The sequence below is a fragment of the Psychrobacter sp. CX10 genome (genome assembly GCF_057621575.2).
On record NZ_CM177736.1, the window covers coordinates 2090731 to 2116295 of the forward strand.

The 25565-nt window shown below is 40.4% G+C and carries 18 protein-coding genes and 1 pseudogene; 10 read left to right on the plus strand and 9 right to left on the minus strand.

Features of this window, described 5'->3' with window-relative positions; all coding sequences use genetic code 11:
* Positions 1 to 172: 172 nt before the first annotated feature.
* Positions 173 to 1456: a tRNA pseudouridine(13) synthase TruD gene (truD, locus tag AC21OH_RS08425; protein WP_487370103.1), complete on the plus strand. Its 1284-nt coding sequence runs from the start codon at positions 173 to 175 to the stop codon at positions 1454 to 1456.
* Positions 1457 to 1613: 157 nt separating this feature from the next.
* Here the strand turns inward: truD and AC21OH_RS08430 are convergent, their stop codons facing one another.
* The gene (locus AC21OH_RS08430) at positions 1614 to 2516 is read right to left on the minus strand and encodes a PHP domain-containing protein (RefSeq protein ID WP_487370109.1); all 903 of its coding nucleotides are present in this window, start codon (positions 2514 to 2516) and stop codon (positions 1614 to 1616) included.
* Between the two features lie 556 nt (positions 2517 to 3072).
* Between AC21OH_RS08430 and AC21OH_RS08435 the strand changes: the two genes are divergently transcribed.
* The 4 genes from AC21OH_RS08435 to mnmC2 all read left to right on the plus strand — a co-directional run bounded on the left by AC21OH_RS08435 (position 3073) and on the right by mnmC2 (position 7073).
* Positions 3073 to 3636, plus strand: a complete 564-nt coding sequence (locus AC21OH_RS08435) for an inner membrane-spanning protein YciB (RefSeq protein ID WP_487370102.1) — start codon at positions 3073 to 3075, stop codon at positions 3634 to 3636.
* Positions 3637 to 3831: 195 nt separating this feature from the next.
* Entirely contained in the window at positions 3832 to 4128 is a 297-nt protein-coding gene (locus tag AC21OH_RS08440; protein ID WP_486535579.1) for a YciI family protein, read from the plus strand.
* Complete coding sequence (locus AC21OH_RS08445) at positions 4085 to 4714, plus strand: hypothetical protein (protein WP_487370101.1); 630 nt, start codon at positions 4085 to 4087, stop codon at positions 4712 to 4714. Before AC21OH_RS08440 ends, AC21OH_RS08445 begins: the two co-directional genes overlap by 44 nt.
* A gap of 187 nt (positions 4715 to 4901) precedes the next feature.
* Entirely contained in the window at positions 4902 to 7073 is a 2172-nt protein-coding gene (gene mnmC2 / locus AC21OH_RS08450; RefSeq protein ID WP_487370100.1) for a tRNA (5-methylaminomethyl-2-thiouridine)(34)-methyltransferase MnmC2, read from the plus strand.
* Positions 7074 to 7112: 39 nt separating this feature from the next.
* On the opposite strand, the gene AC21OH_RS08455 is transcribed toward mnmC2, so the two are convergent.
* The 8 genes from AC21OH_RS08455 to AC21OH_RS08490 all read right to left on the minus strand — a co-directional run bounded on the left by AC21OH_RS08455 (position 7113) and on the right by AC21OH_RS08490 (position 16430).
* Positions 7113 to 8045, minus strand: a complete 933-nt coding sequence (locus AC21OH_RS08455; RefSeq protein WP_487370099.1) for a tRNA threonylcarbamoyladenosine dehydratase — start codon at positions 8043 to 8045, stop codon at positions 7113 to 7115.
* 81 nt (positions 8046 to 8126) lie between these two features.
* Positions 8127 to 8987 carry a TatD family hydrolase gene (locus tag AC21OH_RS08460; protein ID WP_487370098.1) on the minus strand — a complete coding sequence of 287 codons (861 nt, stop codon included), beginning with the start codon at positions 8985 to 8987 and terminating at the stop codon, positions 8127 to 8129.
* A 240-nt stretch (positions 8988 to 9227) separates the two neighbouring features.
* The gene (locus tag AC21OH_RS08465) at positions 9228 to 9497 is read right to left on the minus strand and encodes a hypothetical protein (protein WP_487370097.1); all 270 of its coding nucleotides are present in this window, start codon (positions 9495 to 9497) and stop codon (positions 9228 to 9230) included.
* A 73-nt stretch (positions 9498 to 9570) separates the two neighbouring features.
* Complete coding sequence (gene gspD, locus AC21OH_RS08470) at positions 9571 to 11943, minus strand: type II secretion system secretin GspD (protein WP_487370096.1); 2373 nt, start codon at positions 11941 to 11943, stop codon at positions 9571 to 9573.
* A 247-nt stretch (positions 11944 to 12190) separates the two neighbouring features.
* On the minus strand, positions 12191 to 13162 hold the full coding sequence (locus AC21OH_RS08475) for a type II secretion system protein N (protein ID WP_487370095.1): 972 nt from the start codon (positions 13160 to 13162) through the stop codon (positions 12191 to 12193).
* Positions 13162 to 13998 carry a type II secretion system protein N gene (gspN, locus tag AC21OH_RS08480; RefSeq protein ID WP_487370094.1) on the minus strand — a complete coding sequence of 279 codons (837 nt, stop codon included), beginning with the start codon at positions 13996 to 13998 and terminating at the stop codon, positions 13162 to 13164. The genes AC21OH_RS08475 and gspN overlap by 1 nt, the downstream gene beginning before the upstream one ends.
* A gap of 357 nt (positions 13999 to 14355) precedes the next feature.
* Complete coding sequence (gene ssb, locus AC21OH_RS08485; RefSeq protein ID WP_486535588.1) at positions 14356 to 14958, minus strand: single-stranded DNA-binding protein; 603 nt, start codon at positions 14956 to 14958, stop codon at positions 14356 to 14358.
* Positions 14959 to 15065: 107 nt separating this feature from the next.
* Positions 15066 to 16430, minus strand: a complete 1365-nt coding sequence (locus tag AC21OH_RS08490) for an MFS transporter (protein ID WP_487370093.1) — start codon at positions 16428 to 16430, stop codon at positions 15066 to 15068.
* A gap of 438 nt (positions 16431 to 16868) precedes the next feature.
* Here AC21OH_RS08490 and uvrA point away from each other — a divergent pair, with 438 nt between their 5' ends.
* The 5 genes and pseudogenes from uvrA to AC21OH_RS08515 all read left to right on the plus strand — a co-directional run bounded on the left by uvrA (position 16869) and on the right by AC21OH_RS08515 (position 25330).
* Entirely contained in the window at positions 16869 to 19853 is a 2985-nt protein-coding gene (gene uvrA / locus AC21OH_RS08495) for an excinuclease ABC subunit UvrA (protein WP_487370092.1), read from the plus strand.
* A gap of 335 nt (positions 19854 to 20188) precedes the next feature.
* A complete protein-coding gene (locus tag AC21OH_RS08500; protein WP_487370091.1) occupies positions 20189 to 21628 on the plus strand; it encodes a hypothetical protein in 1440 nt (479 codons plus the stop codon).
* Between the two features lie 94 nt (positions 21629 to 21722).
* Positions 21723 to 21932, plus strand: a pseudogene (locus AC21OH_RS08505) (hypothetical protein); the annotation flags it as partial.
* 162 nt (positions 21933 to 22094) lie between these two features.
* Positions 22095 to 24113, plus strand: a complete 2019-nt coding sequence (locus AC21OH_RS08510; protein WP_487370090.1) for a carboxypeptidase-like regulatory domain-containing protein — start codon at positions 22095 to 22097, stop codon at positions 24111 to 24113.
* Positions 24114 to 24589: 476 nt separating this feature from the next.
* A complete protein-coding gene (locus tag AC21OH_RS08515; RefSeq protein ID WP_487370089.1) occupies positions 24590 to 25330 on the plus strand; it encodes a hypothetical protein in 741 nt (246 codons plus the stop codon).
* Positions 25331 to 25565 lie beyond the last annotated feature (235 nt).

Sequence of the window (25565 nt, forward strand, 5' to 3'; positions counted from 1 at the left end):
GTTTTCTACCATTTTTATTAATATTCTTTTTTAAACGAACTGTTATTAAAGGGTATGTTTTATTCAGTATATGGCATCCGCTTATTAAAGCTTGCATAAAACATGTTACTATCAAATACATAATTGATGAGGTTTAATTACCTTGTCGTTTCTTTCTTTGTATGAGCTTTATATGACAGCCTTATTGACTGACACAGACATCACATCAGAACACATTGCCAAATTAACTCAAGTAGAACGACTTAATCAACCTTATCTTGCTCCCATATTAAGTGCAGGCTTTAAAAACGCCCCAGAAGATTTTGAAGTTAATGAAGTGCTTGATATTAAGCTAAGCGCAGAAGGTGAGCATTTATGGATGCTGATAAGAAAAACAGGTATGAATACAATTTTTGTTGCACAGCTATTGGCTAAGTGGGCGGATATTTCAAATCGAGATGTGGGGTATTCGGGTTTAAAAGACCGACACGCGATCACAACCCAGTGGTTTAGCTTAAGATTACCTAAACGTCAATTACCAGAAATGAGCTTTGCAGATTTCGTGACTAATAATCAATCCACTACTTTACAATCACAATCACAATCACAATCACAATCACAATCACAATCGTCTCATACTATAGCTGCACCAATATCTAAGTCTAAATCTGGACCTACTTCTACTGACTCTACAGTCTTTTCGGTTAAGTCTTATGAGAAATTAGAAGTACTTGATTCAATGTGGCACAGCAAGAAACTACATAAAGGCGCCCACAAAGCCAATCACTTTATCATTACCTTACGAGATGTTCAGTTCAATCCAGAGCGCGAAGAAGCAATAGATGAAGTGGATGCGACACTACATCATATTAAAACCGCAGGCGTACCCAATTATTTCGGTTCACAGCGCTTTGGCAATCAAGGTAGCAATATTATCACGGCGCTTGAATGGTTAGAACAAGGTACTATTCATGGACGCAGACCTCATCCAAAAAAGGGGAGAGATACTCAGTCGATATATTTATCAGCTGCCCGTAGTGCCATATTTAATCAAATCCTCAATAAGCGTGTTAAAGCCGCTAACTGGAACACGGGGCTAGAAGGCGATGTCTTTAATTTAGATGGCTCGGGGTCGGTATTTACTACCGAAACCATTGATGATGAGATAAAACAGCGTTTAGATTCTGGCGATATCCACCCTACTGGTCCGCTTTGGGGTATAAAGAATGATAAAGTAGCAGCAGAGGCCAAACGTATCGAGCAGGATACTATTAAGGAAGATCAGATATTAAGTAGATTGGCGACTGGTCTTGAAGATAAGAAAATTAAAACCATGCGCCGATCGCTCAGATTACCAGTTGCCAACCTGTCATGGTCATGGAAAGACGACACGACATTGGTATTAGACTTTACATTAACAACAGGTAGCTTTGCCACCAGCGTACTTGCAAGCTTGGTAAAACAATTTGAAAACTAGGACTAGATTATAAATAGGGTAAATTATTATAAAAGTGGCTGTAAAAAAGGCGCTTGACTATAGTATAACTCAACCGTCAATCAATCGCTTAGTCATTGGTCGCGCTTAGTCATTGGTCGCTTAGTCATTGGTCAATAAAATATAAACGGCTATTTAACTAGTTAATTATCGCCTCTATCACAAGCATCTGACCCTCTGCTAAGCTTGGTACATCACCCAGCTTGCGCCACGGCATACTGCTACCATGAAAATCGCTTCCTATCGACACTTGTAAACCATGCTCAGCAATTGTGCGATCAATCATACGACGTTTACTAATAGGCTCATCATTACTGGGTAATTCGCAGCCATCACCACCAAGTTGAGCAAATTCGGCAATGAGCTTTCTAACCCGAGTGGCAGATAGGTTGTAGCGAGTAGGATGCGCCAATACCGCTTTACCACCGCAGCGATGAATCAATTCGATTGTTTGCTGCATACTTAAAGTCTCAATAGCCACGTATGCAGGTTTGTTATCTGCTAAAAATTTATCGAAGGCTTTTTGCATTGTCGGTACAATATCTTGCTCAACCAATACTTTAGCAATGTGCGCACGTCCTACCGCCTCAACATTGCCATTGGCTTTGTCTAACACTGAGGCCCATAACTTTTCAAAATCTTGTCCGGTGAGCTCTGAAACTTTCTCAACGATTTTTCGACCTCTGTTACCGCGGCTTGCTTGGATATAAATTAATTTCTCATTCATTTCTTCAAAATTATCAAAACCAAGCCCTAATACATGTATGACTTTGTCTTGGCTTTTATTTTTCCCATACCCTCCAGTTAAGGTATGCTGGCAGCTAATTTCTACACCGTTTATCAGTGTAATACCGTGCTTTTGGGCAAACGCTCGAGCTTCTACAATGCCTAACAGCGTATCGTGATCAGTTAAGGCGAACACATCGATACCTGCATCGCTTGCCTTTTGTAACAACTGCTCGGGGTCATTACTACCGTCTGAATAGGTACTGTGGCTGTGTAAGTCAATCTTTTTATAGGCGAGTGTACGAGACGGCGTCATATCGTTAACTGCTGCATCAGGATTGGTGGCATTAGTGACAGTATTAGCGTTGTTAGCACTGTTAGCGCTGTTAGCGCTGTTACCATTAGAAGTTTTGTTAGCATTTTTAACATGGTTAAACGCATTTGGTTTGAAATGTTTGGAGCATGATGTAGAAGATACTGCTGTACTTGATTGTGTCATATGCAAATTGTCTTGTGCGAGTGAAGGCGTTAAAATCTATTAAATAACAGAACTGTAATTGCACCTATGATGAGAATCTAAGCCCTATTATATATGCACTATTATAAAGGTTAATTAGTTTGAAGGTTGATTTATTAATAAGAGAATTGAATGAATACATTATAGTGACATCACTGTTTATAGTAACATCACTGTTTAGGTCTTCACTAAATGTTTTGAGATTAACAAAATTATGTGTAGCTTATAATATAAGCTGAGCTTTTAATCGTAGCGCTTTTTTTTAAGTGTCAGGGCGTGTAAACTATGGCATCTTATATTTTTCAACTTATTAAATTAATTATTAACCGACTTTTAACTAACTTTAGTGGTATCTATGAAAGCATTGCTTGATTTTATTCCTTTGATTGCATTTTTCTATGTTGCCAAAAAATATGGTATTTTGGCGGGTGCAGGTGCCATTCTGATTGCGACAGTAGCGGTGGCTATTGTTCATATGGTTACCCAGCGGGGTAAACTCGATAAGCAGCAATCTATAACCTTAATATTAACTATTGCGTTGTGTGGTCTCACTTTATTGCTTAATGATGATATATATCTTAAATGGAAATCTACGGTTATTAACGGTATTTTCGCTTTTGCGCTTATATTTAGCGTATTTATTAAAAAGCCTTTACTAAAAATGGCGATGAAAAATGTATTTTTACTTAAGCAATCAGGCTGGAATAAATTAACATTGACGTGGGCAGGATATTTTATATTAATGGCAGGATTGCAATACTACTTTGCTTTTTATACCAGCGATCAAACATGGATTGACTTTAAAACCTACGGCTGGATTCCATTCATGTTAGTATTTATGATAGGTCAATTTGTGGTACTAAAAAACCATTTAAACCCCAAGCTTACTGAAGACAGCACAACCAAAGACAAACAGTAATAGTTATAACGTTTTTATTTTAAAAAGTCTTATACTCATCTTTACCCTGTTGATCTTACTTAGTACTTAAATTACTTAGGTCTTAAAGTCTAGAGTACTTAAAGCAAATGGTACTAAAAGCGTTCCTCGATACTTTCGTTTATTTACAGTTAATAGCGGTTATTAACGGTTAGCCAAACTTTATAAGGATTTATCATGTCGTTATTTATGATAGTGGGTCACGATGTGGCAAATTCTACGGAGCTTAGAAAGCAAACTCGTGATGATCATGTTGCGAGGTTAAAGCTTCTTGAAGCCGAAGATCGTTTGTTATTGGCAGGTCCATGCCCTATAGAGCATGGTAGCAACGACATGTGTGGCAGTCTTATTGTGGCTGAATTTGAGGATTTAGAAGCGGTACAACAGTGGGCGAATGAAGAACCCTATCTAAAAGCTGGCGTATATAGCCATGTGGACATTAGGCCGTTTATTAAGACGCTACCGAGCCATTAGTTCACTGGTTAACCAGATACCCTATTTATTGGAAATGACTGTCATGTTCTTTGCAGCTTCACAATCTAAAAACGATAACTCTGTAGAACTACCAATGGCTCGCAGACGGGCCCTGCATATTGCATTGGCCTATGGTTTGTTATTGCATGTATTACCGGCGATGGCTGCAAATGAACCTACTGTAATTGTTCATAATCAAGACAATCAGCAACAAAATGGACAGCAGTCTACAGATCCTCAAGTCGCTCCGCAGCCAAACACGCCATTTGTTGAAAATACGGAACAATCTATTTCGGTAATATCCAATCAAGGCGCGCTTAATAACTCAAACCCACTCACTAATCCTGACAGTTTAGCCAGTAGCATGCAGCCTACGGAAGCTGAGCTAACCGCTGCCAATCAGGAGTTGTTGGGCCGTAATGCGCAGCTTCAGCGTGATGTAAATGAGTTACAAACCCGTGTCAACGTATTGGTTAATGAACATAGTGGTCAATTGTTTATGTACGGTGCGGTAACGGTAGCCGTCTCTCTACTATTGGGCTTCTTATTGGGCGTATTTGTATTTAGTCGCCGTGATCGCTGGTAACACTTAATTTATAAATGTTAGTTGATAAATGTTAGTTGATAGTAGGCACTAGTTGATAAATTATTAGTGGCCGTATATCAAGATTTAAATATATTTAACCTATTTGAAGACAGTTGTAAGACTGATGTTCTGATGAATTGAAACCCCGCTCTAATCACTATGCCTTTATATTTAAGTACTAAATATTATGTCACCCACTCCTGCTTCCACTCCTAAATTACCTCCCTCGCTAAACCTCAAAGATATCGATGACACCATATCACCTGCAACATTAGTATGGCGTGAAGATGAGCAGGGCAATATGGTGCCATTTTCAAATACGTTTGGCGATGTTTACTATTCGTTAAAAGACGGCTTAGCTGAATCTCGTCATGTGTTTATTGATAATAATAATCTTCCTAGACGCTTTGAAGATTTATTTGTTGCTGCAGAAGAGCGCGCCGATCATTCTACTCAGAATTTCACGATTGTAGAGTTAGGATTTGGTACAGGTCTTAATTTGTTAGCTACATGGCAGCTATGGGATGAGGTTAAACATCGCGCGTTTGGTGATAATTATACGTCAAAAACATCTACAACCAGCCTGCCTCGACTACACTTTATTAGTACCGAAAAATTCCCTTTAACTCATGAAGATATGCACCGCAGTCTGGAAAGTTGGAAAATTCAAGACGTACGCTTGAGTCCTTATATTGATGAATTCTTAGCACATTATCCTGTACTAATTAATGGCTGTAATCGTTTAATACTTGCCGATGATGTGACGTTAGATTTGTGGCTTGGCGATGCCGTCTTAAGTTTGCAAAATTTGATTCAAACGTATGAAAATGACTCGTGTGGTTTAAACCCTCCATATGTTGATGCATGGTATCTTGATGGGTTTGCTCCCTCATGCAATGAAGCATTGTGGGCGCAGCAAGTGTTCGAAAACATGGAGCGCTTGTCCAAACCTGGTACTACGGTGGCTACTTTTAGTAGTGCCGGTATTGTAAAACGGGGTTTAAAAAACGCAGGATTCGAAGTTACCAAAGTAAAGGGATTTGGTAAAAAAAGAGAGATGCTCACTGCTGTCAAACCTAGTGGCACTTCAACACATCATTATGCGGTAAAAAACCCTATTGCTCATGTTGCGGTAATTGGCTGCGGCATCTCAGGATTGATGGCGGCTTGGTCATTAGCCATGCGCAGTATTAAAGTGACCATAATTGATAAAGTAGCCCCGTTGGCGGGCGCATCAGGCAATCCTCGTGCGCTGCTTGCGCCAAAAATGACGCCGCTGCCTCATGTGGCTGAGCATTTACACACCATGAGCTATTTATACAGTCAACGACGCTATAAGCAATTCGATGCCAAACGAGACGGCTTAGATAGCGAAGATGGCGATAATAGTATCAGTAGAAACAGCAAGATATTTGAAGATACGGGTACACTCGATTTGCTACTAAAAACCAATGTGGATCAGGCACAAATTGCAGCCTACCCTAATGAGATGGCGACCTCACTGATAGGGGCTGAAGCTAACCGTATAAGTGGATTGGCGTATCATGATTTAAAGCATAATCTATATTTACCTCAAGCAGGCTTAGTAAATCCCAAAGCGTTATCAGATTATATATTGGCGCATTCCAATATCTCATTTCAACAATCAACAGTAGATCAAATTGAAATAAATAACGGTGCCCGCGGTGACTTAGAAAGAAGCACTGTTAAATTGAACACATCGACTGGCATGATACATTGCGATGCCGTAGTGATTGCGGCGGCTTATGAAAGTCAAAATTTAGACCCGCGTATCTTTGAATATCGTAAAATACGTGGGCAACTGTCTTGGTTTGAACCTACCGCCGCTCAGCTTATGAACTTACCAAAGCTACCGCTTAAATATGGCGGATATTGTAGTATATTTAGACCACAGCATGATGATCATAAAGTAAATCCTGTGTCATTCAATACCCCTACATTTTTGTTGGGGGCAAGCTTTGTGCGTAATCAAACTGATACCGGTATCCGCCAAACTGAACATGCTATAAATTATGTAAAGCTTACGACTGCCATACCAGAGCTTTTAAGCACGCTTGAAACAGATAAAGAGAATGGATTCAAAAACTGGCAGGCCCGAGTAGGCATTCGTGCTCAAACGCCAGACTACCACCCACTGGTAGGTAACATTGATGAGGACGCAAAGATATGGACACTAAGTGGCATGGGGTCAAAGGGTTATGCATTTGCGCCCTTATGTGCTGAAGTGCTGGCAGATATGATGACAGGACAGTTTGCGCCCCTACCCGCTGCATTACTGGCCAAATTGTCCCCTCATCGTAAAGTATTACAAAAGCCACTTAGTAAGCCATGCTCCTAGTAAACCGTACACTTAATAAAGCAGTATAGTTAAACTGTTTCAACTTTTACTAAGCAGCGTTAGCGTCTCACTGACCATAATCATACCCACCACAGATGTAATCACGACTGCAGAACCATAACCTCCACAATGCAATCCTCCAGTATGGCAACTTGCATCCGCTGACTTATTAACGATTGGAGGCTGGGTTGAATACACGCATTTGATACCGAACTTTTCTTTCATGTCTGTATTAATACCCATTTCGTGCCGTAATTTACTACGTAGACGAGCCAATAAGGGATCTTGATACGTCTCTTTTAAGTCGCTGACCGTTATTTGTAATGGATCAGTTTTGCCACCTGCGCCGCCTGCACATATCAGCTTTAATTTATTAAATCGGCAATGCAATGCGATAGCGACTTTGGCATTCATGTCATCGGTACAATCAAGCACAATCGTGCGTTCACCCTCTGCCAATCTTTGCTTGGCTTGTTGACGATTAGGTAATAAGGTCGCCACATTTTGGGGCGTCAAAAAATCATCTACTAATGTTAAACTAATATGGGGATTGATTTGTTTGGCACGCTCAGCCATTACTTCAATCTTGCTACGTCCGAATGTACTGTCCATCGCAGGTAGTTGCCGATTGACGTTTGACGCCACTAATACGTCCAAATCCACTAACGTCATCTTACCGACACCTGTACGCACCAAACCCTCTACCACCCATGTACCAACGCCACCTATACCAATAACGATGACATGCGCCTGCTCAAATTTATCAAAGCTATTTTCACCATATAAGGTTTTTGTGCCTTTATAACGTCGATCGTATTGAGCTGAATTTAGAGGAGAGTTTAGGTCTGAACTTAGGTCTGAATTTTGATCTAAGTTTTGGTCTGAATTTTGATCTAGGTTTTGGTCTAAATTCTGGTCTGAGTTAGGATCGGGATGTAGTTCAAAGTGCTGAGCTTGATTAAGTGTTGACATATAAGTTGGCATCCTAATAACTGCCTGACAGCAAAATAATGATAATAGCGTTTGTTTGGAAAAGTTAGGTATTAAGCCTATTTAAACTGGATAAGGCCAATCTACGTTTAGGGCATCGCAGCTATTTTGCCATAACTGTTTTGCCAGACTCGATTTTTCAATGTCTAGTAAACTGCTTAAACAATCCAGTACGGCGCTTAAATTAGCAGGCACATTACGCATTGACTCATCCCCCTTTTGACAACATACAGGTGTCATATCAGGGCAATCTGTTTCAAGCACCAAGCACTCAATACCATATTCTTTAACAGCTTCTGTTAACGCACGGCGCAGCTTTTTAGCGTTCGGATTGGTTACCTGTCCAGTGATACCAAGTTTAAATCCCAGCTTCACAAATGCTTTGGCTTCTTGCTCACCACCACTAAAGCTATGTGCAATACCGCCCAATTTATGAGCATCATAATCATGTGACTTGAGTAATGCCAAACACTCCGCATGCGCTTTTCTGATATGCAATAGCACTGGTAATTGATGGTTCACGGCCAAATCTAATTGCTTGGTGAAAAAATACTTTTGCTTTTCAACAGACGCCTCCGTTTTGAGCTCATCGGTAAACGTATCAAGTCCAATTTCACCAATCGCAATTTGCTGATACTCATCAACAAATTCTGTTAAGTACTCTAAATCTGCTTCGGTGTGGTCGTGAATATATGCAGGATGCAACCCTGATGCCAAATGAGCTTTAGGTACTTGATGCGACTGTTCATACGCTTCTAACTGCTGCTGCGTTTGGTTGAGTCTATCTAAGTATTTTGCTAGATATCCGATAAGCAATAAATGTTTAACGCCAGACTGATAGGCAGCTTTAGCTTGTTCAAGTCTGTCTTGATCGAATACAAAGTTATCAAAATGAGTGTGAGTATCTATGAGAGGATAATACACGTGTGCATCTCCTATAACTTAATATGTTTGGGTGTCATTTATCGACAAAATAAAATATTGAGTAAAGCAAATAAAGGGGGTTGTAAAATTGCAATTTTAAAAGCTGTTGTTTACATTCGGGTAGTTTAGTATTCAAGCAGGTGCACATTAAGATAATGGTAAATTAGCACCTCATTCGTATTTGGTTAAATCACACTGTTGGCTCAACTTAGATATGGTTTTGCTTATTGAAAGTGTTACTTATTTAAAATCCTGCTCACTAGAATCATACTGATCGTGATTGTAATTACCATCAACTTTGAGTCTGTCTTTGTCTTTGTCTTTGTCTTTGTCGTTGCCATTGTAATCGTCATGCCCGATATTATCGCACTCGGCATCGTCACCCTTGATTTGGCAACATTTACGATCGTCTTTTTTAGTGCTCCCATCTGCTTGATGGCTACTACGACGTGGAATCAATAACAAACCCAAACCAACAGCGCCAAGTTTTATCCATTTAGAATAACGCACAAACACCTCATGTATTGCTCAAATATTGCAGCATAAAAAACATTAAATCATAAAAATTGAATTTTATTTGTCACTACTGTGTTGTGAAATCTATAAAACCATCCTGCTGACTATTACCTAACGGGTTGCTATTTACAGGGTAGCTTACGTTTGGTGCTGACTGTGTAGGTTGGCTATATGCCGGCTGTCCATAAACAGGCGATGTGGATGATGGCGGTAGCGGTGCGGGACGGTTATAGTTAGATACAGGATGCAAAGGGGCAAGCTGATAATTTGGGGTTTGAGTATTGGGATCATCCCAGTCACTCGCCCCTGACATCGGAATCTTTTTAATGGTTCCATTTTGATCAATGATAAGCTGCATAACGCGCATTTGGTTGTATCTTTTTTCAGTCACACTAGCAACAGCGCCACCATCTCTTAAGATAGTAGGTTGTAAAAATATAATCAAATTACTTTTGTCCGTGTTGCTGTTATCAGAGCGGAATAATCGGCCGACGATAGGCACATTGCCAAGCCCAGGAACTTTTTGAACGCCTGATGTGGTGTTATCGCGCATCAATCCACCTAAGGCTATGGTCTGCTTGTCATCTGCTAATATTGTTGTGTTAATTAAGCTTTTATTAGTGATAAGCCCGTTAGCATTATTGGTAGTACCATTTACCACAGAGGAGACTTCTTGTGATACCTCTAAACGAACCGTACCATTTTCACCAATGTGAGGAATGACATTGAGATTAATACCAATATCTTGGCGTTCGATTGTCTGAAAAGGATTGGTTGAAGAGTTGCCACTGGTGGTATATGAGCCCGTCACAAAGGGTACATTTTGACCCACTAATATACTGGCCTTCTCATTATCTAGCGTCATGATAGACGGCATTGATAATAGATTGGCACTATTGGTTTGATCGAGCGCCTGTAGGATTGCACCGTAAAATTCTGTATTACCATTGCTGTCTTTACGGCTATCGCCAATACCCAAAAATGCTCCCGCTATCGCACTTGCGGCACTACTAACACCTGAGCCACTTAAGGCAGCTGAGGCTAGCGCAGTCGCACTGGCGCCGACATTATTGAAGTTAACCACGCCGTAGCCACTATTGGCATTGCCAAGTGCCCACTGAACACCCAATTGCTTGGCATCATTTCCTGATACCTCAATAATTGCCGCCTGAATCAATACTTGAGCACGGCGCGTATCTAGCTGAGTAATCGCCTCTTCTACTTCACTCATCAAAACCGGATCACCATTTACGATAATTGCATTTTGAGTTTCATCCGCAATAATACTAAATGGCTTGCCTGCACTACCGCCTGAACGCGATGAACTACCTGATAGGCTACCAGCAGTTGATGAACTGGCACGAGTTCCTGTATTTGAGCTCGATGCACCTTGAGCCGCTGTATCTGTTAATGAGGCAGACTCGAGGGTTGATATGGCTCCTGTGCTGTCGATTGATTGGTTAGATAACAACCCGCGCAGCATGCTTGCTACATGTGCTGCACTGGCGTATTTTAAACGAAAAACACGCAGTCCACTTAATCGCTTAGAGGAGGCCACATCTAGCTGATTTACCATGGCACGCACTTTGGCAATCATCTCAGGTGTGCCTTTTATCAATAGACGATCACTGGCAGAGTCGGCAATGACTTTTAGATGCCCCCTGCTACCTGAGCCACTTGTAGCACTGGCCGTAAGTCCGTCAATTAGCTCAAGCATGCGTTCAGCATCGACATAACGTAATGGGATGACGCTTAACGCATTGTTATTATTACTATCTAAATCGCGTATTAAGGTAGTGATCTGATTCAAGCTATCGGCTCTGTCCGATAATACCAGCGCATTCACATCGGGCACAGCGGCGGCATGTGCAGACTGCGGCATCAGCGGACGTATCACCGTTAAGATTTGAGCAGCTTGAGCGTTTTCAAGATAAACAACCCTTGTGTGCAGTGCCTCTCCTTGGCTGGTGCCTCTTAAATCAACAGAAATACCAGATTGTTTGGCCACATTATCTGGGACAAGCTTTGTGGTGGTACCGGTGTCAATCGCCGCTATACCATTTACTTGCATCACACTTAAAAACAGCTGATACACTTCAGCTTCTGATAAGGCACGGTTAGAAATGACAGTAACGTTGCCATTAATACGCGGATCAAGAACGAAGTTTTTATTCGTTATGGTCGCCACTTCATTGATAAAGGCTTTGATATTGGCATCTTGAAGGTTTACCTTCCAGCTCTCAGCATGTGCGGGCATGGCGATACTTACTGCTACTGGAATAATAACAGCGCTTATTGGACGCATAAATGGACCCGAAGGCAATGATCCATAAAGCGAGGTATACGTCATTCGCTTAGTTGAAATTCTTAAGCATAGCATAGCCTGCGAGAGCTTACTGGCTATGGGCTTGATGGTTTTTGAGTAACTCAAATTAAACATGCAATATCGTACCTAGGTTGTGACGTCTATACATTGTATATACTTAACATTTCAGATTTATGCAATGTAATTCTTTTAAAGACTTAAAGTTTATAAAATAAGGTGTATTGAATATTAAAATATTAGGGCTGCTTCATCGGTGACACTATCGTCATAGGTGATACTATAGTATGAAACGACACGATCTTAAAAAATAACACTATAGTAAAAGATTAAACTATAGTAAAAGACAGCATCTAGGCAAAAATTAATCAAAATTTTGGCGTACGGTCAAGGTCTGATCACCTCGTCTAATCTCAATAGTCGCCTGTCCAGATTGTTTAACCTCGTTTAGTAAATCAGCATCGCTAGCCGGATTATTACCGACAGTCTGTCCGTTAACCGACATGACGCGATCGCCAGGTTCAAGACCTATTTTTTTACGCAGATTTTCAGGCATTGCCTTAGTTACTTGATAGCCCTCTCCTGTTGCCATTACCCCCATGTTACTAAGATAATCTACAGGATTTTGTCGCAGCTCATTGATTGCAGTATCTAAATTCTGTGCAGGCGTATCGGAAGTCTGAGTATTGTTAGGATCAACAGACTGATTGACGCCAAGTCGTCTTCTTGGCTGACGAATATTACGTCTCGCATCATCAGGTGTATTATTAGCTTGTGCTTGGGGTAATCTATTATTAGCGGCGTTTGCAGCATTGTTCGCGGCGTTCGTGGCATTATTTTGCGCGCCAGGTTGTGACCCTTGATCCAAAGACATTCGCTCAGGCATTTTTATAACCGACTGTCGTCCTCGATTGTCTTCAACGAGAACACTATCCCACATTACATCAACCAATGTATAGTTTGTACCTGTAAGCTGTTCGCCCACCCTATAGTTAGCTATTTGACCATTTACACTTAATAATGCGGATGATAATGAGCGTTTTGATGAGGTCATAACGCCAGTTAATATCATATTGGGTGGAGGCTGTGCTTGTTGTGTTTGTGGTGTGGGTGCTTCAAATATAGCCAAAGCTCGGCTAGCATCAACGCGTTCAACTTGCGGGGTTTGAATTTGTAAAACTGGTAGATTCGGCGCATGATGCGGTGCAAGTAATAACCATACGATTCTCGCGATTCCCCAACATAACCAAATAATAGCGAGCAGAAGCAACCAACCAGACAGTTTATTTAAACTATTTATCAAAGGTTTAGCAATAGAAGTCAATGCATTCGCCATCAGTTAGCGTCCTTATTATTCAATCCACCTAATAAGGGTTGACGGACATTAACAACAGTCGTATCAGCAGCAGCATTACCTTTGTAATTTGGCATGTTTTCCAGCAGTCTTTGGGTCAGCCCGACATCAATCATACCATTAGCATCTAAATAAATATCACCAAGTCGCTTACTATTGACATCAACCAGATTGGCATGAATGACTTGAGCATCGTTTCTAGTTTCTTGTGTCAAGTCAGCACGCATTGCAGGTAGATTAATTCGATATACTTGTCCACCATTTGGGTAGCCAAGCTCACCTCCTGCCCAAGTAAGCTGTCCATCGACATCTATTAACCCCTTAGATTCATGCAAAGTTCCAGATAATGCATTAACTTGAATCGGTGCATCAGGTAGATTCCAGCTGACAATAGAAGCCAATGTCTGCTTATCAACTTTACCAGATAAATCAGAGACAGCGACACTATTTAAACTACGGCTTAACTGCCCATCAAGCTGAGTCTGCCCTGAATTAATATCCACATCTGCACTTAGCTTACCTAAAAATAAAGATAATGGTTTAAGCTTCCATGTCACCGTTGCCATCATGGGTTGATTGGATTTGGCATTTAAATACTGAACGGGTACCTGTGTGACTGCCGACCCTTGCCATATATTGCCTGATACTTGCTGTAAGTACGATGAATTTGGCATAAATTGATTAATCAGCCATGCAGCTGGCATTTGAATAATAATACACAAGCATAGCAATAGGATACCAAGTAGCCACCATAAGGCGCTTGGACGAGCCGCTTTGGACTCGTTAGATTTCAAAGGGGTCAGTACTGTAGATTGCAAAATTAAGCCCAGACGTTTGCCATGAATAAAACATTTTATTAAGCGTTTCTAAATATTCACATAGTTTAATGCTCAAACACATCTTATCAATTAAAAATTAGGGATATTAGAACATTATCTGCTAAGCATACCTAATATTTATCAAATATTATACCTATTAGTAGCAATCAATTGAATCTACGCATAACTATTAAGTAGCTCAACAAGGACTATAACCGAAGCAAGCTTGATTATTTAGGGCCTGTTGAACCTAAATTACTATCTGAAACAAAAAAATTAGGACACTATCAAAAAAAATAGCTCATTGAAATTTCAATGAGCTAATGAGTTATAAATACAATATTTAATTATTATATCCTAGAATGGGATATCATCATCTTTTGGCGTATCAGTCATCCCACCTGCAGGATTTGTGGTTTGATTATTAAATTCAGGAGCTTGCTGAGCGCCCTGATTGTTTGCTGGGCTTTGATTGCCTTGGTTGCCTTGATTAAAGGTGTTTTGATTACCGCCACCTTGATTGCCAACTTGTGGATAGTTACCCTGCTGTGGCTGGTTGCCTTGATTATAATTGCCTTCGTTTTGACCCCCAAAGCTGCCACCTTGTTGACCCATACCGCCGCCACTACCACCGCCTAGCATCTGCATTTGGTCAGCACGTATTTCGGTCGTATAACGGTCTTGTCCATTTTGATCCTGCCATTTGCGAGTGCGCAAACTGCCTTCAATATAAACCTGGCTACCTTTACGCAGATATTGTGCAGCAATCTCGCCTAAACGATTAAACAAAGAAATACGGTGCCATTCAGTTGCTTCGCGTTTTTCACCTGTTTGCTTGTCTGTCCATTGTTCTGAGGTCGCAACCGATATATTAGTCACGCTGCCGCCATTACTAAACTGACGTGATTCTGGATCGGCGCCTAAATTACCGACAATAATTACTTTGTTAACTCCGCGCATAAAATTTCCTTTTGTTTATAAACGTTAAATTTGATAATTAATATAACTTTTAAATTTGATATTAATATAACCACAGTTTGTTGCGTTTCACTTTACCCAAATTTGCTTTAAATATCTAGCTGAGTTTCAGTTAATTGTGACAACTGGTGTCGTGAAGTATCATCAAGCTTTTGTTTGTCTAGTTTAAGATAAGCGACACCTTCTGAAGCCATAACCACAATATCGTCCACACCGTCTATCGCCATCATTTGATTTGACCATGCTTGTACATCAGCCGCCTTCGGTATCGCTAATGTCGTGCTGGTTAGATAAGGGGGCTGACGAATAGGAATAAGTAAAAGTAATGCAGTTGCCATCACGCAGCCCAATAACCCCCACCCCATCCAATTAGGCTGAGTCAATAGCCATCCGCCAATCGCACCGCCAACAAATGCCCCAAAAAACTGGCTTGAAGAGTTAATACCCATTGCCGTGGCTTTATTACTGACAGGGGCACGCTTAGATATCCAAGAGGGGATTGTCGCTTCTAATAAGTTAAAGCCTATAAAGTACAGACCCAACCCGAACAATAAGACAATACTCAATTGGCTGCCGAGCGCTAATGCGATAAATGCTAACACCATTAGGGCTACCGCCGCTAGAAATACCTGACGCATCTTGCGTTTTTTTTCAGCAACGATAATAAAAGGAATAGCAATAGCAAAGCCGATAAATAATAATGGTAAATACACCAAGCCTTGCTGACGCACACTAAGGTCCAATACCTCTGACAATTGATGCGGGATAATGACAAATATAGCCGTCATGGTCAGATGAAGCGCGAAAATACTCACATGTAATCGGTTTAAATCACCAATATTTAGCACTTCACGTAACTGCTGACCGATGGTTTTATCTGCTAAATTGTGCTTAAGAACACGCATAGGCGTGGGAACGACAAACAGCAATAACATGGCCAAAACTGCAAACAAGGAGGTCATCCAAAACAGCCCTGACATACCCACACTGGCCACCATCATTGGCCCTAGTGCAAAGGACAACATAATAGAGGTAGCTATGGTCAGCCCCATCGTCGCCATTGCCTTAGTGCGTACTTGCTCGCGGGTGACATCCGCAAGTAGCGCCATCAGTATGGCAGACACTGCGCCACTACCTGCCAGTGCGCGACCGATAATAACTTGATATATGGTGTCAGCAGTTGCCGCCACAACACCGCCTAAAGCGAACAATAACAAACCTAAGAATATCATCGGCTTACGAGGGAACTTATCGGCAGCAAGGCTCATGGGTATTTGAAACACCGCTTGACCTAAGCCATAAATACCTACGGCCAACCCAATTAATAAAGGCGTGGAATAGGCATAGTCGCCGCCATATACTGAGAAAACAGGTACTATCATGAAAAGACCAATCATACGTAGCGCAAAAATACCGCCAATACCCGCAATCGCGCGTTTCTCAATACTATTCATACGGCTCCCACGTTCATGTCATTTTTGAAATTTAATACTTTTATCTGACCAGTTTTCACAATATTGCCTTGTTAGTGCGTCATTATAATGGATTAATCTACACCATGCGCACTAACCTTTATCTAATTTTGATAGCTGCTATTGATAGCCTCTAAAGCTTAACATTCATTTTTTGAGGTTATCGCTTACTTTTTTTTGACCTGCACATTCATTTATTAGTACTTATGACAACTTGAAATAAAGTCAATTGAGACCCATTAATAGCCATACTAACTTATACATATATTTAACTCACGGCTAATTTAACTTATCAAAAAACTCAGTTATGCTTTAAAACAAAGCCAGGTATTTATTCGTTTTCTATAGCAAGCTAACTACTTTTAAACCTCTAAACAGAACTGCCCTAATACTAAATAATTCAATAACACAAGGTTCTATATGGCACACGAACATATTAAAATTCGCGGCGCGCGCACCCATAATCTTAAAGACGTTAACATAGATATACCACGTGATAAATTTGTTGTAATTACTGGTTTATCGGGATCAGGTAAATCTTCACTGGCTTTTGATACGCTATATGCTGAAGGGCAGCGTCGATATGTGGAGAGCTTATCAGCTTATGCGCGTCAGTTCTTATCGCAAATGGACAAACCTGAAGTAGATAGCATTGAAGGCTTATCACCTGCCATTGCCATTGAACAAAAATCCACCAACCACAATCCGCGCTCGACCGTGGGTACGATTACCGAGATTTATGATTACCTGCGTTTATTGTATGCTCGCGTTGGAACGCCCTATTGCCCAGTGCATGACGAGCCGATGGTAGCACAAACCATTACTGAAATGGTTGATGACATCATGGCGTTGCCAGAAGGCACCAAGCTTATGATATTAGCGCCTGTAATTCGTGATCGTAAGGGTGAGCACGTTGTGCTGTTAGAGCAATTGGTCGGTCAGGGTTTTGTGCGTGTTCGTGTCGATGGTCATGTCTATGATATGGACGAATTACCCGATTTAGAAAAAAATAAAAAACACACCATTGAAGTGGTGGTTGATCGCTTTAAAGTTCGTGAAGACTTAGGCAATCGTGTTGCTGAAAGTTTAGAGACGGCGCTGCGCTTGGGTGGTGATTTAGCCATCTTGCACTATATGGATGGCAACCCCAATCCTGACGCGTCAATCAATTCTGCCACTGGAAACAGTGATGATCAAGTGCTGTCGGCCAAACATTCCTGCCCTGTGTGTGATCGAGCGGTGGGTGAATTAGAACCGCGTTTGTTTAGTTTTAACAACCCGTATGGTGCGTGTCCTGCTTGTGATGGACTTGGCAAACGTCAGTACTTTGCGGCTGAAAAATTAGTCAATAATCCTGAAAAAACCTTAAATCAAGGCGCAATAAGTGGGTGGGACAAGCGTCATGCCTATTATTTTGGCTTATTAAACACGGTTACCAGACACTTTAATATAGATATGGATACCCCGTGGCAGGAGCTATCTAAAGAGCATCGTAATATCATTCTTAAAGGGTCTGGTAAAGAGAAAATCCAATTTAACTTTACCGATGAGCGTGGCCGCAAAACTAAAAAGACAACGCCATTTGAAGGGGTACTCCCCTACCTTGAGCGTCGTTATGCGAAGACGCAAAGTAACTTTGTTCGTGATGAATTGGCTAAATATTTAGCCGACACCACCTGTAACGTCTGCGACGGTGCTCGTTTGAATGAAATCGCACGCAACGTTCGAGTAGATGGCCGTGGTATTGCCGAAATAGTTCAGTTATCGATTGGGGATGCAGCAAACTATTATAGCGATTTGCACATGGGCGGTGCTAAAGGTGAAGTGAGTGAAAAAATCTTCAAAGAGATTAATGAGCGCCTAAACTTCTTGGTCAGTGTTGGTCTCGATTACTTAAACCTCGCTCGCTCTGCTGAGACTTTATCAGGCGGTGAAGCACAGCGTATCCGTCTTGCCAGTCAAATTGGTGCGGGCCTTATGGGCGTGATGTATGTGCTTGATGAGCCGTCTATCGGTTTGCATCAACGTGATAATGATCGTCTGCTACAAACCTTGGTTCGCTTACGTGATCTGGGCAATACGGTCTTGGTTGTTGAGCATGATGAAGATGCCATTCGTCAAGCCGATCATGTGATTGATATTGGTGTGGGCGCTGGCGTACATGGCGGTCATGTGATTGCTGAGGGCACCATGCAAGACATTATGGATGTTGAAGAGTCGTTAACTGGGCAGTACTTGTCTGGTGAGAAAAAGATAGAGATTCCTAAAACTCGTCATAAAGCTAAAACCATTGATCTTAATAATCCGCCTGAAAAAGCGCGTATTATGCCAATGGGTAAAGCCAAAGCTGCTGCCGCAAAAAAGGCCGCTAAGAACAAAAAGCCAAAGCCCAAAAAGATTGTACCGATGCAAATTGAGCTAAAAGGCGCCACAGGCAACAACTTACAAGACGTTGATTTGACGCTACCCATTGGTACTTTTACATGTATCACTGGGGTGTCCGGGTCTGGTAAATCAACCTTAATTAACCGTACCTTGATGCCACTCGCAGCAACTCAATTAAACAATGCATCAACCTTAGTGCCTGATCATTATGAAAGTATCACGGGGCTTGAGTATCTGGATAAAATGGTTGATATTGACCAAAGCCCGATTGGGCGTACACCACGCTCCAATCCTGCCACGTATACGGGTGTGTTTACTCCAATACGTGATTTGTTCTCGCAAACGCAAGAGGCCAAAGCACGGGGTTATAAAGCCGGTCGCTTTAGCTTTAATGTAAAAGGTGGACGCTGTGAGACCTGTCAGGGTGATGGTTTGATTAAAGTTGAGATGCATTTCTTGCCTGATATGTACGTGCCTTGTGATAGCTGTCATGGCAAACGCTATAATCGCGAGACGCTTGAAATACATTACAAAGGCAAAAGCATTGCCGAGGTGTTGGACATGACGGTAGAGGATGCTACTGAGTTCTTCTCTGCCATTCCGCCGATTCATCGTCGCTTGCAAGCATTAATGGATGTGGGCTTGAGCTATATTCGATTGGGGCAGTCTGCCCCTACCCTATCTGGAGGTGAAGCACAGCGTGTCAAGCTGGCTCGTGAGCTTGCCAAGCGTGATACCGGTCAGACGCTGTATATCTTGGATGAGCCGACCACAGGTCTGCATTTCCATGACATTTACAAACTACTTAATATCCTGCATGCCTTACGTGATAAGGGCAACACCATTGTAGTCATTGAGCACAATTTGGACGTGATTAAAACCGCCGATTGGATTATCGACTTAGGTCCTGAAGGGGGTAAGAATGGCGGCATGATTATTGCTGAAGGCACGCCTGAGGACGTGGCTGAGAGTAAGGTATCGTTTACGGGACAGTTTTTAAAGCCGATGCTTGCGAGTTAGAAACTTAGTTGTTGTTTGTTTTTTATAGAAAGGCTACGCTTTAGGGAGTGGCTTTTTTATTGTCGTTTATTCTGTAGCAATTACCGCTTTTCGCTACTATCTTGGCTAGCACAGTGGCGGGCGCTAATAGCAAGTTTCGTTCCTGTTTCCTCGATAACGCCCCTTGCTAAGCGCCCGCAACTCTGTGCATTGCCAAGTATATCCGCTGCAATCGGGGCTAAACCGCACCTTCGAGGTTGAGTTTCATATTTCAATTAAACAATCAAATCATACTGAATGTATAATATTCATCAAATTAAGTTTATTATCTCATCATACTTACAAATGAGGTTTTTATGAACAGGTGGATTGTTGGTTTCAATGATATACAAAATTCATGGATTGATGTAAAACAAATTGCTGATTCTTTTGAGCAGGAAGATATTGAAAATGAAGAGATCCTTATTGAGATGCAAAGAACTTTAGAAGTAATAGACTTTATAGATAGAATGTGGAGTAGGATAAATGCAGCTTTAGTTCCTTTAAGCTTTCTTTCTCAAGCCTCAAATAGCATTCAAAGTATTTATTCAACTTTAATAAAGTTCGAGTCTCAGAAATCACTTCAGATGATAAAGCAAGTTAATACTCAAATTGACGCTTTATTAACTTTAATTTATCCATACATCCTAACTCCATCATTAATAGTAGAGAACGAAGAAGAGTCGTTAATTATTTCTAGTCAAAGAGTATCTCAATTAGCATCTGACTTCATGGAAGATATTGGTATTTACAATAAACGTTTTTCTGATAAAGAATTTCAGATAGATGATATTTATCAAAAAATAAAGAAGATTGAGGGTTCAAGTAATAGTTTTGCAGAAGCTTTTTTAGATGAGTATAGCCCAAATGATATGCTTTCAATTGAAGCACAAATTAATGATTTAAAAACAGAGATTGAGAGCAAAAAGTCTATAATTGATGAGTTCTATAATAGTGTTTTCGAAGGCGACAACTCAATACAAAACGAAATAAAACAATCAAAAAACTCAGCTTTTGAGTTATTGAAAGAAATAGAGCAACACTATGAGGCATGTAAGGACCGTCTAGAAGAACTAATGAGCTATTACCATGCTGTTTTTGAGGAAACTATTGATGAAAATGGTAAAACAGTCCATAAAGGCTTGAAAGAGGAAATTGACTCTCAAAGAAAGCGCTACGAAAAGTTAAAAGAAGATATTGAAATTCTAATCCCTGGGGCTACAAGTGCTGGATTAGCCAGTGCTTATCATAATTTGAATAAATCTTATGATAAGCCAATTAAAACGTACACATTGATATTCTATAGTGTTTTGATAGCTATTATCTTGATATCTTTATATTTATCAATAGATACATTAACATTCTTCCCCTTCTCTTTGAAGCTTAGAGAATATCAATCACTTGAAGAACTGGGCATAGCACTAGCCTTTAAGATACCTATTCTAATACCTGCAATATGGCTAGCTTTTTTCTCAGCTAATAGACGTAAAGAATCTGAAAGACTTAAACAAGAATATGCTCATAAAGAAGCTTTAGCTAAATCTTATGAAGGTTTCAAAATCCAAATAGAACAACTAGATGATGAGAAGCAAGAGCCTTTATTGGAAAAGCTGCTTACAATAGCTATTGATACAATAGGTATGAATGCGTCATCTACACTAGATAGACCTTATAAAAATGACTTACCCAGTTCCGAAATGAGTACTAAGCTAATTGAAATGGGAGATAATATTAAGAAGATAGTCAAAAGCGATTAGTACGGTAGTATTAGGTTGGAAGCAACGACACCCAACGAATAAATATAATCCAGACTTATAATTTTTTGGGTCTCGTACCTCGACACCCAACCTACTATTAAATATTTTGCATTTTAATGGCAATACTATTAATGTGATTGAGCATAATTTGGACATAATTAAAACCGCCGATTGAATTATTGATTTGGGTCCTAAAGGTGGTAAGAATGGTGGCACGATTATCGCTGAGGGTACGCTAGAGAAAGTGGCTGAGAGTAAAGTGCCGTATACGGGGCAATTCTTAAAGCCGATGCTTGCGGGTTAGATATAGAAATTTATTGATAAATGTTTTTAATAGGGCTACTCTTGATGAGTAGCCTTTTTATTTAAATAGATTTTGTAGTTTTCATTAATGCACATATAGTTTGTTTTACCCCCAATTCTGCTTAGCAAATAAAGTTAATTTCTACATAATATAGGATTTATAATGTTGTCCTCTTCAAAGTATACACTCAATTTATGCACCCTTGCTGTCGCATCCATTCTCGCTCTAACAGCATGTGGCGGCGATAGCGATAATAGCCCTACTACCAATAGTCAAAGTGGTTCAGATAATTCTAACAATCCGCCCGTTGCAGTTATTCAAAAAACAACTATTGATGGTACGATTACGGACAGTAATGGCAATCCACTTGCCGATGCCATAGTCACCAATGGCGTGATGACTACTAATACAGATGCTTCAGGTAACTACTCCTTAACGCTGGATAAATCTGATAACGTCAAAATGACCGTGATGGCTAAAAAGGCAGGTTATTTAACTACGTCTCGTGAAATTACTGTAATGCCGGAACAAAAGTATGACCTAGATTTTTCACTTAATGAAGATCAGGTGAGTACTGCGTTTGATAGTCGTACCGGACTAAACAATCTAGAGGTATCGGGCGCAAAGGTAAGCATTCCTGCCAATGCCGTGGTTAACCAAGATGGATCAACCTACTTAGGCACCGTTCAAATTAATGCTAATTATTATAACCCTGACTCGATATCAGGTATGCGGTCATTCGCTCAACCTTTTGCAGGACAAGACGCATCTGGAGAAAATCGAACAAACTTAGTTACTGTAGGGGTCATTGATGTCAAGCTTACAGATCCAGTGACTAATAGTGAGCTTACCCTTAAAGGTGATGAAACAGCCACACTTATTTTCCCAGAAGCAACAACAGATCAAGATTTAGACACCATTCCATTATGGTACTATGATGAAAATGAGCTTATATGGATTAAAGATGGCGTAGCCACTCGTCAACCTGATGGCACCTATCTAGGTAAGGTCAACCATTTCACACTTTGGAATTTAGACATCCCTGTCGACGAATACTCTGCACTACTTGAGGGATGTGTCTCTAGCGATGATACAGATAAACTTGAAGACTATTTTTTAGCCAGTATTCAAGGACGTGGTTATAAAAACTATGGCGGCGTAGATGAACAAGGTAACTTTAGTATTCGTGTGCCGATAAATACTCCATTGACATTAACCTCAGGGAATAGCTACTATTCGTTCGATGCTATTAGTATTCCTGCACAAGGTATGGATAACACATACGATATTAATGGTGGGCAATGTATTGACGTTACCCCATTCAACACACCCCAAATCATCGATTATGACGATTTTCTTGATACGTTATTTGCGCAGCTTGCGCCCTCACCAGTGATAGTAACCCCTATCGAACAACCAGCACTATCTTCGGGCGTGTATGGTTATCAGATTTTAGCAAATGTCGACACTGATGATGCAGGAGAGCTTGGATTATTTGGTACAGGGGTTGTTGAACATGAAGATAAATCTGACTCAACAACCTCTACCTTGACTGTTTCACAAGGTGCATTTCAAGGTAATCCTTCTGATATTACTAAATTCATGGCGTTAACCGAGCAAGGTGTGAGCGTTTTCAAAACCAATCAAACGCTTAATGAACGTACTATTCAGGAAGAATATCCAAACGCTAGCTTCGATGATAATAAATTTATACAACGACTAGACAACGGTTATACGGCTATCACAACCTATAAAGATAAAGACCTTTCAGGCAGCCGTATAGGTGACACTGGCAGTTTTGACTCCCTAAGTAATGATTATTTAAACTCACTGGGTAATGTTGGTACATTTTCAATTGATGCCAGTTGTAAAGTCATGGTGAGTACTGGTATAAACATGGATTACTTCTCGTTTGTTGATATCGAAGTTCCCTTTACTTTTGAAGAAGGGGTAAATGACTTAACTAACCCCAATCAAGGCGTATGGAGTGGCACACCTTGGGCTTATGATAATAACGATGACGCTGTCGTTAGGTATCAAGATACAGTTTATGATGCATCATATGAGCAAGCCTATCAAATTGATGATGTTAGTGTTGTTATGCCCGAAGAATGTGTCTATTTCAATGAAACTGCTAAAGACAATATTTTAAGAGCGTTTAATACACTTCCTGCTAAATAAGTAGAATTAAGCACGTAGGTTGGGTGAAGGCAACGACACCCAACAATTATATAGAGTTACAACACTACTTGCCCCAATCCAAATTAAGCAAACCATCATATACATGTTGATGAAACGACTAATATTGCCAATCTTTGACCTGTGATACATATCCATGTTTAACAGACATGAATCATATGGATATAATCAATATGAGAACTATAATCTTCATCGTTATGCATGGAATGCTCCCAAAAACTTCTTTGCCATACCCTACGCTTGTCTTTTTTTGCTCGACTATTTGATATTCTTTAGGTTTTAGAAATGTTTTATGAAAAATAAATCAAGCTTTACTACTGCATTACCCTAATAAACATTAAAACCCTAACTTTGTCCATAAAAATATAACAATGAGCAATGTAATAAAGACAGCATCATTATTTTAATGTTAAGGTTAAGTTAAATACCTACATATGACAATGAGAAAAGACTAAACCATGACCAACTTAACTTATAAACAAGGGCTTAAACTTGCCTCAAAAAGCATAGCACTGCTTCTAACTGGAATAATTGGCATCAATGCGCCCAGCCATGCAAATTTAAATAACACCAACTTGTCATCAAGTTCTGACAAGGACAGACCCACCGCAGCTGATATTTACACGCCTGATATGTTAGCTGCCTATAAGGGTTTTCAAGCAGATGCGGACATTATCCGGCTTAGGCAGCTAAAGTACTGGGTCGACTTAATCGAAACCTATCACGATAAGACTGGACACTACCCTCTACAAACCTCTGATAATCAGACCATAACAGTCTTCATTGCCACACCTAACCAAAAGCAATTTACCTATCAATTACCCGGATCTGAATATGCCGATATAAAGCAATTCGTTGATACCTTAGAATCAGGTCTTGGTTACTCTATTGATGAGCGTTATGACCCGCAATATGTACCAGATGCTAAACCCAACTTTTATATTTATATGCTTGAAAGAGGCGATTATTTCTTTGCCATTCACACCCATCAAAATTACTCATTTAGTCGACCAGTCGCACCCGATTATAATAAGGTTGAGGTTTCTAATCGTTATTCCCAATACACACCTAAAATACTGACTTCCAAAATGCTGTTTGATTCATCAGCTTATAAAGAAGCGGCTACTAAGCCCATCCAGAACCCTGAGTTTTTCAAAAATCGAGAAGCTCTGACTTTACAAGCAACTAAAGCTGAATAATAACGATAATAGTGGCCTCTATCTTTCTAATTAACCAGCGCTCTTGTATCTTTAGATGCAGCATTCCTCTTCATGTAGTTTAGAAAATCTTGCGAAGTAAATCACCAATAATCTGTAGTAGTACACCCCATAATTTAGGGCTATTTATAGTCCTTATTAATAAATGTGTTTCATATCTTTGTCATCAATGTCAGCTACTCTTACTTAACTGTTGTTAAGTCTACGTTATTTCACT